The 11,682-nt window shown below is 64.6% G+C and carries 12 protein-coding genes; 8 read left to right on the top strand and 4 right to left on the bottom strand.

The features are described from left to right. Nucleotides 1–52: 52 nt before the first annotated feature. Complete coding sequence (locus IBX18_RS29380) at nt 53–931, bottom strand: AraC family transcriptional regulator (RefSeq protein WP_194836743.1); 879 nt, start codon at nt 929–931, stop codon at nt 53–55. A 50-nt stretch (nt 932–981) separates the two neighbouring features. Here IBX18_RS29380 and IBX18_RS29375 point away from each other — a divergent pair, with 50 nt between their 5' ends. From IBX18_RS29375 to IBX18_RS29345, 7 genes are all read left to right on the top strand, one after another. Further along, the gene (locus tag IBX18_RS29375; RefSeq protein ID WP_194836742.1) at nt 982–1,401 is read left to right on the top strand and encodes a DUF2000 domain-containing protein; all 420 of its coding nucleotides are present in this window, start codon (nt 982–984) and stop codon (nt 1,399–1,401) included. A gap of 81 nt (nt 1,402–1,482) precedes the next feature. Further along, nucleotides 1,483–1,758 carry a hypothetical protein gene (locus IBX18_RS29370; protein ID WP_194836741.1) on the top strand — a complete coding sequence of 92 codons (276 nt, stop codon included), beginning with the start codon at nt 1,483–1,485 and terminating at the stop codon, nt 1,756–1,758. Nucleotides 1,759–1,990: 232 nt separating this feature from the next. Then, the gene (locus tag IBX18_RS29365) at nt 1,991–2,404 is read left to right on the top strand and encodes a hypothetical protein (RefSeq protein WP_194836740.1); all 414 of its coding nucleotides are present in this window, start codon (nt 1,991–1,993) and stop codon (nt 2,402–2,404) included. Nucleotides 2,405–2,519: 115 nt separating this feature from the next. Next, nucleotides 2,520–3,026, top strand: coding sequence for an O-acetyl-ADP-ribose deacetylase (locus tag IBX18_RS29360; protein WP_194836739.1), 507 nt, complete (start codon nt 2,520–2,522; stop codon nt 3,024–3,026). Between the two features lie 155 nt (nt 3,027–3,181). Further along, nucleotides 3,182–3,799, top strand: coding sequence for a class I SAM-dependent methyltransferase (locus IBX18_RS29355; RefSeq protein ID WP_194836738.1), 618 nt, complete (start codon nt 3,182–3,184; stop codon nt 3,797–3,799). Between the two features lie 258 nt (nt 3,800–4,057). Then, the gene (locus IBX18_RS29350; protein ID WP_194836737.1) at nt 4,058–4,588 is read left to right on the top strand and encodes a hypothetical protein; all 531 of its coding nucleotides are present in this window, start codon (nt 4,058–4,060) and stop codon (nt 4,586–4,588) included. Nucleotides 4,589–4,721: 133 nt separating this feature from the next. After that, nucleotides 4,722–5,744 (top strand): serine/threonine protein phosphatase, encoded by a 1,023-nt coding sequence (locus IBX18_RS29345; RefSeq protein WP_194836736.1) that lies wholly within the window; start codon nt 4,722–4,724, stop codon nt 5,742–5,744. Nucleotides 5,745–5,776: 32 nt separating this feature from the next. Here the strand turns inward: IBX18_RS29345 and IBX18_RS29340 are convergent, their stop codons facing one another. The 3 genes from IBX18_RS29340 to IBX18_RS43500 all read right to left on the bottom strand — a co-directional run bounded on the left by IBX18_RS29340 (nt 5,777) and on the right by IBX18_RS43500 (nt 9,642). Next, a complete protein-coding gene (locus tag IBX18_RS29340; RefSeq protein ID WP_194836735.1) occupies nt 5,777–6,370 on the bottom strand; it encodes a DinB family protein in 594 nt (197 codons plus the stop codon). 304 nt (nt 6,371–6,674) lie between these two features. Continuing rightward, nucleotides 6,675–7,133, bottom strand: coding sequence for a hypothetical protein (locus IBX18_RS29335; protein WP_194836734.1), 459 nt, complete (start codon nt 7,131–7,133; stop codon nt 6,675–6,677). 772 nt (nt 7,134–7,905) lie between these two features. Then, nucleotides 7,906–9,642 carry a lytic transglycosylase domain-containing protein gene (locus IBX18_RS43500; protein WP_373889239.1) on the bottom strand — a complete coding sequence of 579 codons (1,737 nt, stop codon included), beginning with the start codon at nt 9,640–9,642 and terminating at the stop codon, nt 7,906–7,908. A gap of 401 nt (nt 9,643–10,043) precedes the next feature. On the opposite strand from IBX18_RS43500, the gene IBX18_RS29325 reads away from it, so the two are divergent. Next, entirely contained in the window at nt 10,044–11,591 is a 1,548-nt protein-coding gene (locus tag IBX18_RS29325) for a beta-N-acetylhexosaminidase (protein WP_306796464.1), read from the top strand. The last annotated feature ends 91 nt before the right edge of the window (nt 11,592–11,682 follow it).

The following is an 11,682-nucleotide window of genomic DNA, read 5'->3' as shown; positions in this document are numbered from 1 at the left end:
CCTAGATAGCGGGATTTCCTGAGCCGCAGTGGGTCTCGTCGATTGGCCGTGTTCAGCGGCGAGGTATGGGTGCTCGGGGGAAGCCCGCAGCGCGTAACTGTTGCGGGCTGGTTGAGTCGAGCGTCGGGCGGTCAGCGCTGCGTGCGTACTGCCCGGGCGTCGTGCCGAGGATGCGTTTGAAGTGCCGGATCAGGTGCGGCTGGTCGTGAAAACCGGTGGCGGCGGCCACATCTCGGGCAGGCATGCCGCTCAGCAGCAGTGGACGGGCGCGATCGACCCGGCGCGAGATCAGATACTGGTGCGGTGGCATCCCGAACTCGCGGCTGAACGCGCGGATGAGGTGGGTGGGGTCGGCGTGCAGTACGACCGCGGCCTCGGTGAGCGAAAGGCCTTCTGTGGTATGGGAATCGAGTAGTTCCCGCAGTCGGTGAGCCAACCCTGGATCTTTGGGTCGAGACGGCGGATCGGTCCCGCGTAGCAGGTCGCCGAGGCGGTCATTGACGAGCGCGAGGCGGCTGGCGGCTTCCAATTCGTCGCCGGGATGCGCGAGTGTCGCGTGCAACTGGCGGATGCGGCGGTGCAGCAGCGGGTCGGTGAAGGTGGGAGTGTCTACCGCACAACCGATCATCGCCTCGGACAGCTGGGCGTTGTCGAGATACAGCACACGCTTACGGAATCCCCGAGCGGTGGCGGCCTGTCCGTTGTGCGGAACGTGCGGCGGAAGCAGCGAGACCACCGAGCCGAGGACGCCGTGCTCGTGCCGGTCGAGGTTGTAGCGGATCACCCCGTCGTCGACGATCAGCAGCGTCCAGAAATCGTGGGCGTGCATGGGGTAGACGTGCCCGACGAAACGGGCATGAAAGACCTCGACGATGCCGGGGACCCGCGGCTGCCAGGCCCTGATCTGCTCGACCGAGCTGCCGGCAACCATGCCAGGATCGTACAAGCCTCGGCGGGCCCGACGGCGGGAGAGTCATCGGCATGGAGAACATGCGATTCGACACCAAGATCGGGGTACTGCTGCGCGAGGACCTACAGACCTGGCAGCGGCTCAACGTGACGGCATTTCTGGTCAGCGGTCTGGGCACGGCGCAACCGGAGGTGATCGGTGAACCGTACGAGGACGCGGACGCAACGCGCTACCTGCCGATGTTCCGCCAGCCCGTCCTCGTCTTCGAGGGTGGCAAAGACGCGCTGCGCGGCGCGCACAGCAAGGCACTGGCCCGCGGCCTCCACACGGCAGTGTTCACCTCCGACCTGTTCACCACCGGAAACGACCGGGACAATCGCGCCGCGGTGCGCGCGGTCGGCACCGATCACCTCGACCTCGTCGGAATCGCCGTGTACGGACCGCGCAACGTGGTGGACAAGACGCTCAAAGGTTCACGAATGCATCCGTGAACCCGAAGGAGATGGCCGAAGCACGGCGTGGCAGTGACAGTGGACTGCCATGTACGACAAGAACTTTGGCAGTCTGCGGCAGTGATGTTTGCGCTAGCGTTGCGGGCGGAGTCAACGAACACCTGGGAGGGCATCACTGTGCTACGCAAAATGATCTTCACCTCTGCTGCCGCTGCGGCCGGCTTGGCTTTGCTCGCGGGCCCGGCCGAGGCCAGGCCGGACTGGGCTAACTACTGGCATAAGTTCCCCACGGCGGAGCAGTGCGAAGAACAGCGGCGAATCACCGAGTACAGCGGAACCCGAGTGAGTGAGGGCTGCGAACCCGACGGCGGCGGTAGTTACCAGTACTGGACGTAGCATCCGGTCCGATCGCAATAGTTGATCGACTCCCGTGCCGACGTGGGCCTGTCACGTTGGCACGGGAGTTTGCCGTGAGTGGCCTCGGTTCACCGCGCGGACGGCAGTCGAGGTCGCGCAGTCGCCTCCTGGTCGGAAGGGCAATTACGGGAATCGGTCCGGACGGTGGGCAGCCCCGACTTACCATCGAAGTCGGTTTTCTCGCGGCATTGATTGGTCAGGAGGTCGGCCGATGTTCGGTACGAGGTGCGCGCTGGTCGCGATCGCGGGAGCCGCGACGACAATGCTGTGCTCGACCTCGGTGAGTGCCGGTCCCGAGAACGAGTTCATCACGTTGAATTCCGTGCTCACGGCGTCGCTCGACGGTCTGCAGGCCACCGGCACCTATCGGTGTGAAGCCGGTATCGGCTATCTCGACGTCTCCGCACAGATGAATACCAACGGCAGCGGCACGATCCAGCTGACCAGCTCCCCGCCCGGAGTGATCCTGCAATGCACGGATCGGGTCGAGCGCTGGTCCGTTGCGCTGAAGCCGACCAACGGGATGCCGGTGCTCGTGCCGTACACCGAGGGCACCGGTACTGCGCAGCTGAACAGGAAGTATTGGAAGGTCGATTCCGGGCCGGTGGACCTGCACGTCGGGTAACCCGAGCGCCCGACTCGATCCGCGAGCGCGGTTCGGCTGCGGCGAGCATTGAGACTGCACGGGTCGATATCCGTGCTGATTTTGTCGCGTCGCTGCGAGTGGCGACAATGGCGCCATGGTCGAACTTGTGCTGGTCCGGGGCGACATCACCGAGCAGGATGTCGATGCGGTGGTGAACGCGGCGAATTCCTCACTGCTCGGCGGCGGGGGCGTTGACGGGGCCATTCACCGCAAGGGTGGTCCGGCGATTCTGTCCGCGTGCCGTGATCTGCGGGCGTCGCATTATGGGAAGGGGCTGGCGACCGGGAAGGCGGTTGCGACGACCGGTGGGAATCTGCCCGCGCGGTGGGTGATTCATACGGTCGGGCCGGTGTGGTCGGCGCAGGACGACCGATCGGAGTTGCTGGCCTCCTGCTACCGCGAATCGTTGCGGGTGGCAGACGAGTTGGGTGCGCGGACGGTAGCGTTTCCGGCCATCTCTACCGGGATCTATGGCTGGCCGATCGGTGACGGGGCACGCATCGCGGTCGAGACCGTGCGCGCCGCCGAGACTGCGGTGCAAGAGGTGCGGTTCGTACTGTTCAGCCAGGAGGCGTACGACTCCTTTGCTCTCGCAGTGTGATTCCGGCGCTCCCGATCGCCTCACGCATCCGCGACTCGTCGTTCCTGGGTGCAGTCGGGATGCAGGCAATTCGGCAGGCGGGCGTTCCGCAGCTGCGGGCGGTCGGCACGCTCGAAATGCCGCGCCGGATCCGGGGCGCATCGTAACGTCGGAGCATGCTGTCGAATCCAGGCAAACCTGAAACCGATGTCTCCGTGCAGCGTTGGCAGGACATACCCGGTTGGTTCACGTGGCGAGACGCGCAGGAAGAAGCGGTCGCGCATTTTCCCGGGGGCGGTACCTTCGTCGAAGTCGGTAACTATCTCGGTCGCAGTTTGTGCTCCCTGGCTGAAGTTGTGGCCGACAGCGGTAAGTCGTTCACCGTCGTGGGAGTCGACACATGCCGCGGCAGTGGACCCGAGGGAGTCCGCGGCATCAACGCGCACGGCACCGCGGTGTCCGCCGGTGGCGGTACCTTCGCCGGACTGCTCCATCGCAATGTCATCGAGTGTGGGTTCGCCGACCAGGTGCTGATCGTGGTCGGCGATTCGGAGTCCACGGCCAACCTGTTCGCCGATGCCTCGCTTACGTGGGTTCACATCGATGCCCGGCACGACTACGACAGTGTGGTGGCAGACATCACCGCCTGGCGGCCCAAAGTGCTGCCTGGCGGCTGGCTTTCCGGCGACGACTACATTCCGTCGGCCTGGCCGGGTGTCGTCGCCGCGGTAGATGAACTGCTTCCGCAAGCTCAGCCGTGGTCGACCATTCAATGGCGATGGGTGAACGATTGACTCGGCCGGCCAACCGTTCGCGAGATCAACTGCTGGCCACCGGTGTGGATTGCAGTTGAACCGGACGAAGTAGGTTTATGTTTGTCGTACGTGAGTCCTTGTGTCGGCCCTAGTTGCCGGTCCGGATCGAGTTCACGGTGTTCCTCGCGGGCTGTACTCCATTGGTGACTATCGCGAAAGAGGCGTTCGATGGCTCGTTTATGGCGTGGCGGTCGCGGAGCCCTCGCTCTCGATGGCCGGACGCAGACGGCGCGGCGGGTGGCTTCCATTGCCGCCGTGGTTGCCCTCGGCATCGGAATCAACGCCGCCGAACCTGGACATAGCCACGCCGACCTTCCACAACTCCCGCTTCCCGACCTCATCTGTCAGGCAGGCACTCAGGCCGAGTTCGGGGTGGTGGACAACGCGGTCACCGGCATCTACATGGGTGCCTATCGCAACTGCACATCCCCCAACGGCCAATACCCCCAATACGTCTCGTGGGTAATCACCGTCGACCCGATCAACGTCAACGGCTGCCCGCAGACCCGTTTCTTCGGTTCCGGAACGATGACCTGGGTCAACCGCCACACCATGAATACCGAGCCTGGCACGGTCGACTTCGACGTCGACCTCTCCAGCCTCTCGACGATAAGAATCGCACTCAAAGTGACCAGCGGACCCCTGACAGGCAAAACCATCTCCGCCCTGGTCGTCCCCTCCTCAACCGACCTCCTCCTCCCATGCCCCAACGGAGGTTTCGGAATCAGACGCATGAATTTCGACGGCCAGGGAGTGTTCCGGTCCTGAACCCGAACCCGATCCGCAATTGAATTATCTTGCATCACTGCGTATCCGCACCCGGGTTCGGTTGGATGCCACCGTGATCACTCGGTCGCCTCAGACAAGCGGCCGACCGCCCGATCGGTGGCAGGATCAGGCGATGACAGCTGCCAGGAGCAACCGCCAGCGGAGAATGTCGGCTTTTCTGGCTTCCCGCAGCGACATCGAGCTCGCCGAGTTCATGGACACGGGTCGGTCCAACAGTGTGGGGGTTGGCGGTGGCTCGGCAGTCGTCGAGGTCGACGCCGTACAGGTGTTCGTTAAGCGCATCCCGTTGACCGATCGAGAGCTCGCTCACCCGGGTTCCACTGCGAATCTGTTCGACCTGCCGATGTTCTGCCAGTACGGCATCGGCGGACCGAGCTTCAACGCGTGGCGTGAGCTGGCCGCGAACGTCATCGTCACCGACGGCATGCTGGCCGGCCGGACACAATCGTTCCCGATGCTGTACCACTGGCGGGTGCTGCCCGGTCGGTCGCCGATCGCGGCGGAACACGCCGACATCGATGCTGTGGTTGCTACTCAGGGCGGCCATCCAGCCGTGCGCGCGCGGCTCGAAGCGCTGGCCATCGCAGCGTCGAGCCTCGTGCTGTTCTGCGAGTACATCCCGCACGCCATGCCGGACTTGCTGCGCGAGAAGCCGGCCGACAAGGCCACGGCAGTCGCGCGGCAGCTCGCAGAGATGGTGACATTCCTCGGCGATAGCGAGTTGCTGCACATGGATGGGCACTTCGGCAACATGCGCAGCGACGGGGAGCGGATCTACCTCAGCGACTTCGGACTCGCTACCTCGCCACATTTCGACTTGTCGACCGTCGAGCGCGACTTCGCCGAACGCCACACCACCCATGACGCCGACTACGCCGCTATGCGTCTGGTCAACTGGCTGGTGACCGATGTGTGCGGAATTCCGACGCCGCTCAGCGGCGGCCCAATCGCCCGCAACGAGTACGTACTTCAGTGCGCCGCTGGACACATCCCAGACGACGTGCCGCCAGCTGTAGCCGCGATCCTGGCCCGGCACGCGCCTGCCGCCGCGAAGTTGAATGCCTTCTATTGGAAATTGTTCGGCGGTGATGTTCACGCGGAATACCCAGTCGGGCAAGGCAACTCGGGCCGATGAGCACGCCTTGAGTGTGACCGGGAGTCGATCGGTCAGGGGAGTTCGGCGGCCTGTTGTGCGGTTTTCTCGAGCTCGGCTCGATACTGCTGCCACCAGGTCGAGTCCCTGGCGGCCATGTTGTCGTTGCCGTCGAGCATGCCCGCGGCGCCGTCGATCAGTTCGCGGAGGATGTCGGCGTGGCCGGCGTGGCGGTGGGTTTCGGTGGTCACGTGCACCAGGATTTGGTGCAGGGTGACGGTTCGGTGGTCCTCGTGCCACCACGGGACCGAGCCTTCGGCGGTGAGGTCGAGGGTGTCGATCGTGGTGTCGGTATGTGCCCAGGCTCGACGGTAGAAATCGATGATGTCGTCGCGCGACTGTTCGGCGGTGGCCCACATGTCGGCCGTGGGATCGGACTCGAAGTCGTATTCGGCCAGGGGTTCGCTGTAGGGACGGGCGAAAGTGTCTCCGAAGTAGCCGAACTCGACGCCGGCGAGATGCTTCACCAAGCCGAGCAGGTTTGTGCCGGTGGGCGTCATCGGACGACGCACGTCGTACTCGGACAGGCCGTCGAGCTTCCACAACATGGCTTCGCGGGCTGAACGCAGATAGCGGTGCAGATCCGCTTTGGGGCCGGAGACAGTCATGCCGAGCACCTTGCCATGGCGCCCACCTATCCTGCACCGATTTCGTTTCTCACCAGTTGCGTTCAGACGCAACGTGGCAGCAGCGGACGTTTCGGGGAGGCTGGTGGCCAACCGGTCGACGGTGGCCACGGCTCGGACGGCCGGGAAAGACAACGGCTAGCCTCGACCTGTGACACGCGGATCGGAGGCCGCACGGGCAGCGTCGAGCGCTGACTTCTCTCGCGCTCACCGACGTCCGGTGCGCAACGGGGCAGGCGGTGACGGTGACATTGCCCGGCTTTGCTGAGCTGTCATGGCAACGAGCTCAGCCGGGGAGCGCGGCCGAAACAAACCCCATCACAATCGATGTCGCCGACAGTGCACCAGTCCCGAATGCTGCCGCGAGCGCAAACCCGATCAGCGCATCCTCCTCGGTCGGCTGTGGCGGTTCGACGGTATGTCCCAGGACCTTGATCTCGGTCGGCGTCTCCCACTCCACATCGATCGAGCCGTCGGCCCGTAAGGTGAACTCGCAGAACGACTTCTCGATCTCTCCCGGCCGACCGTCGATGAACCTGCACGTGTCAATCGATTTCGGTCCGAGACTCATTACCCGGTCATCTATTTCGGCGACCACACGATAGCTGCGCTTGAACACGCGCCCGCTCCCCGGCAGCACCTTCATCGCACGGTCGTTCACCCGCGCCACGAGACAGCTCGCATCCCGGGTCCCGATCGGAACACTTCGGCGCGTCCGCGCACCGACACGTTCGATGGTCACCATCGGCGAATCCGCTGTTCTGAACCGCGCCGAGCAACGGTCATCGGCCCTCGTGACAACGACATCCCCGAAAATGATGCTGTCGGAGATTGTTTGCACACCATCAGGCACTGGTCATCGACTCCTCGAATGCGGTCGGTGCATGCCACCACGACACCCCCGCCATATTTATAGCGGGTTTCCACCGCTCAGCGACGATCTCTTGCCGATACGTGCTCGGCGGGCGCTGTGGAAGGCCGCGAATGCGGCTAGGGCGGCGAGGGCTGCGCCGGCGGTCGGATGGTGGGGCACGGAGGCCGGGGCTTGAAGTGCCAAGTGGGAGGCGGCCAGGCCGAGGGCGATCATGGTTAGCAGGGTGGTTTCGAGGATTGTCACGTATCGCGGGGGTGGGGGCATCCAGGTTCTCCTGGCGGTTGGCGGGGTCCCTGAGCGGTGGATGGATGTAGCTGCGGGATAGCTGATAGTTGGAAGGTAGCAAGGATCCGGGCATCTGACAAGATGGATTACCGGATTGGCGTGGGTGTTGGTGGTGGTCGCTCAGCGCGTGCGCCCTCGCATATCGCCCGCTCAGCCGGGTATGAGCGGCGGGGATATCGTGGCGGGGAAGTGCGAGTGGAGGCGCCGTCATGTCCCGTGGTGTTGGCGTTCTCGGGGTGCGAGTGTGCCGAGGTGATGGGAGGCGGCTGACGGCTCCGATGATCATCGGTCAGCAACCAAGTAGGCCCGGGTCACGCCGGTTTGACGGGGATCTGTAGCGGGCCGATCAGGGCGTGAGTCAGGGCTGGGGCGTGGGTGGCCGGAGGGTGGTGGTTGGCGCCACGGGAGCCGGGGCGGGTGGCTTCTGGCTGGCAGGGGGTTGCTTGGTGGATGGAGCGGCGGGTGGGACCGGCTGGGTTTTGGGGGCCGCAGGAGGGGCTGGTTGTTTGGAGACGGGTGTTACTGGGACCGTCGTGGTTGGTTGAGGTTTGGGCGCGGGCGGTGCGGCTGGTTGTGGTGGAGGTGCCGGGGCGGCTGGTTGTGTAGTGGTTGGTTGCGAAGGAGCGGGGGCGGCGGGTTGCTGCGGCGGGGGCGGGGCGACTGGCTGTTGCTGAGGTGCCGGTGTGGCGGGTTGCTGAGGCGCGGGAGTGGCAGGCGCGGCGGGCTGTTGCTTCGGCGTGGTTGGCGGGGGCGTGGCTTGTTGTTGATTCGGTGGCGGTGGGGGAGCGGACTGTTGAGGTGCCGGTGATTTCGGCGGAGCCTGCGTTGTCGGCTTGGGCGGGGCGGTTGTTGTTGTGGGGGAAGGCTTTCGCTCGGTGGCCGCTGGCGGTGGAGCGACCGGCTGCCGGGTGGTGGGCTGCGCCGACGTGGCGGGAGTCGGACGGGTGGTCGGCGAGGTGGTTGTCGGAGTGGTTGTGCTGGGAGTTGTTGTAGGCGTCGTGGTTTGGGTGGTGGGACGTGGCTGGGGGCTGGTCGGCACCGGGATAGTGGGCACCTTCGGGAGGGTCGGGGTCGGGCAGAAGACACCGCAAGGGATGGGGGCTCGTCCGGGGATGTTGATCGTTACCCGGATCTTCAGTTGCAGTGTGGCCCTAGGCGTTTGGGGATCAGTTGTGGCAGTGGTGTCCGGTGCGTCCGAGGGTGGGGGATCGGTTGTCGCTTCGGGTACGGGCGATTCTTCCGGTGGCGCAGCGGGATCGGCAACTACGGTCTCCCCGACGCTCATGCTCGACCCGGCACCTTCGGGCATACCACCGTCGGGGGTGCTGTCCGGGATGGGGGCGAGCTCGCCCTGGGCGGGTGCACCGCCGGTCTTGTAGGCGTTGGACCAGCTGAGCACCTTGGACGCGTACTCGAGGGAATTGTTGTAGCGCAACACCGCGCGGAGTTCTTGCTTCTGATCGCGCATATCCAAATCACCGGAGCACAGGTATTTGCCCGCGCCGAGCACGGCGTCGAAGATGTTGTTGGGATCGGTGTTTCGATCACCGTTGCCGTCGGCCGCGTAGATCGCCCAGGTGCCGGGCAGGAATTGCATCGGGCCGACGGCGCGCACGTAACCACCGTCGGCGGCCGGGATGATTTCGTTGCCGGGCAACGTGCCGTCCAGTGCGGGACCGTAGATGATGCCGCGGGTGGTGCCTTCGGCGTCGGTGCGCCCGTTGCCCGCGTGGTTGGATTCGATTTTGCCGATGCCGGCCAGCAGATGCCACGACATCCCGCAGTTGGGCGTCGACGACTGCAAACTGAGTTCGGCGTTGCGGTAGGCGGCGAGGGCGACCTCAGGGATGCCGCGCGTCGGCACGTTGGGCAGGTCGACGTTGTGCAGCGGGACGTTGCCGTCGACCAGCGATTCCTCATCGAGCGGCGGCGTGATCAGTTGCTGCTGAGTGGGTTCCGGCCCGATGACGATCGATTGATCGGTCCCCGGATCGGCAGTGCCGATGGACGAGGCGAGCAGTCCGTCGGGGGTGCGTGGCGTGGTGTGCGCGGCCGACCCCGACAGCACCAACCCGGTCAATACCAGCGCGGACACGGCAGTTGGTCCAGATATTCGCATCGGCGCACCAATCCCTCGGGAGGTCGAGCGCGGCGGTGCCTGCGGTACCGCCGCCGCGAGTTCCGATCGTCCGTAATCGACGGAAGTCGTTGCCGGGCACGAAAATGTCCTACCGCCGATGTCCGAACAACCGGGGTGAATCATGGCACGAAAAAGCCACCCGGAGCTCCCCAGTAGAAGTGGGGAAATTATCGGCCGACGAGCTGTCCGCCACTCCGGATCAAGTGTTCATTGAATGGTAATTCGGCCTATATCCCCAGTTGGGAAGGTCCCCACTCAGATCTTGCACGCTGCTCCATACTTCTGTGTGCCCCCTCGAGTTGTACCGGAGGTACGCTATGCGGAAGTTCCTATATCCCTTTGCATTCGGCGCAGTCGTGGCTTTGACCACGCTCGTCATGCCCGGCTCGGCAGGTAACGCCGCCGACAATCCACAAGCAACAGAACGCGGTGTCACCGATATCGTGCCGGTCCCCGTCGAAGCCAGGCCGGACCCCGGCTCGAACTTCACGTTGACCGCCGAGACCGTGATCCGCGCCGAACATCAGGCCAAGGATGTCGGGAACTACCTGGCCGGTCTGCTCCGGCCCGCCACGGGTTTTCCAGTACCGGTGGTCGATCGATATGACCTCGGCAAGAAGTCCGCGATCACCCTGGAACTCGGCGACGCCGGTTCCCGCGTCGGTGATCAGGGCTATCAGCTGCACGTGACCAAAAACGGGGTCAAGCTGAAGGCCAACACCACCGACGGGCTGTTCGGCGGCGTGCAGTCGCTGCGCCAGCTGTTCCCGGCGGATATCAACAAAACGACTGTGCAGAAACGGGATTGGACGGTCTCGGGTGGAAAAGTGCTCGACTACCCGCGTTTCCGTCAGCGTGGCGCGATGCTCGACGTGGCCCGGCATTTCTTCAAGCCGGATCAGGTGAAGCGCTACATCGACCAGATCGCCCAGTACAAAATCAACACCCTGCACCTGCACCTGACCGACGATCAGGGCTGGCGCATCGAGATCAAGAGCTGGCCCCGGCTGGCCGAGATCGGCGGCCAAACCGCGGTGGGTGGTGACCCGGGCGGCTATTACACGCAGGAGCAGTACAAGGACATCGTGAATTACGCGGCGTCGCGCCACATCACGGTGATCCCGGAGATCGATATGCCGGGCCACACCAATGCCGCGCAGGCGTCGTACGGCGAATTGAACTGCGACGGTAAGCCGGTGCCGCCGCGCACCGATATCGAGGTCGGCTACAGCTCGCTGTGCATCGGCCTGCCCATCACCTACAAGTTCGTCGAGGATGTCATCCGCGAGGTCGCGGCGATGACCCCCGGCAAGTACATCCACATCGGCGGTGACGAGGCGCACGCCACCTCCGACGCCGACTACAAGACCTTCTTCGACAAGGTCACCCCGATGCTGGCCACCTACGACAAGAAGGCGCAGGGCTGGCACAACATCGTGGTGACCAACCCGCCGACCTCGGCCGTCCCGCAGTACTGGGATCCCGCCAGGAGCAACGCCGATGTCGCGGCAGCGGCCAAGCGCGGCAACAAGATCCTGATGTCGCCTGCCAACAAGGCGTACCTGGATATGAAGTACAACAAGGACACCAAGCTCGGTCTGCAGTGGGCGGGCCTGGTCGAGGTGAAGGATTCCTACGACTGGGATCCGGCCACCTTCCTGCCCGGCGTTACGGAGAACCAGCTGGCCGGTGTGGAGGCGCCGCTGTGGTCGGAGACCCTGCGGACCAGCGCCGACATCGAGTACATGGCGTTCCCCAGGCTTTCGGGCATCGCCGAGATCGGCTGGTCGCCCGCGGCGACACACAACTGGGACAAGTATCGGGCGCGGCTTGCCAAGCAGGGCCCGATCTGGACCGCGCAGGGCATCAACTTCTACCGCTCCCCGCAGGTGGATTGGAAATAGCCCGCGCAGCACAACCATCCGAAAAACATTTTCGGGTGGCTAGATAACCCATCGCAATTCGGATCGGCCGGATTACAGGATCGTCCCCAGC

Origin of the sequence: Nocardia sp. XZ_19_369 (assembly GCF_015355715.1) — a bacterium.
In the GTDB taxonomy this organism is placed as follows: Bacteria; Actinomycetota; Actinomycetes; order Mycobacteriales; family Mycobacteriaceae; genus Nocardia.
Note: the sequence above shows the minus strand (reverse complement) of the source record. Positions and strands in the feature narration are given on the sequence as shown.

Bases quoted from the DNA above. Each gene is read 5' to 3' on its own strand.
- IBX18_RS29380 (WP_194836743.1), bottom strand. From the start codon at position 931: ATGGTTGCCGGCAGCTCGGTCGAGCAGATCAGGGCCTGGCAGCCGCGG.
- IBX18_RS29375 (WP_194836742.1), top strand. From the start codon at position 982: ATGGAGAACATGCGATTCGACACCAAGATCGGGGTACTGCTGCGCGAG.
- IBX18_RS29365 (WP_194836740.1), top strand. From the start codon at position 1,991: ATGTTCGGTACGAGGTGCGCGCTGGTCGCGATCGCGGGAGCCGCGACG.
- IBX18_RS29360 (WP_194836739.1), top strand. From the start codon at position 2,520: ATGGTCGAACTTGTGCTGGTCCGGGGCGACATCACCGAGCAGGATGTC.
- IBX18_RS29355 (WP_194836738.1), top strand. From the start codon at position 3,182: ATGCTGTCGAATCCAGGCAAACCTGAAACCGATGTCTCCGTGCAGCGT.
- IBX18_RS29345 (WP_194836736.1), top strand. From the start codon at position 4,722: ATGACAGCTGCCAGGAGCAACCGCCAGCGGAGAATGTCGGCTTTTCTG.
- IBX18_RS29340 (WP_194836735.1), bottom strand. From the start codon at position 6,370: ATGACTGTCTCCGGCCCCAAAGCGGATCTGCACCGCTATCTGCGTTCA.
- IBX18_RS29335 (WP_194836734.1), bottom strand. From the start codon at position 7,133: ATGGTGACCATCGAACGTGTCGGTGCGCGGACGCGCCGAAGTGTTCCG.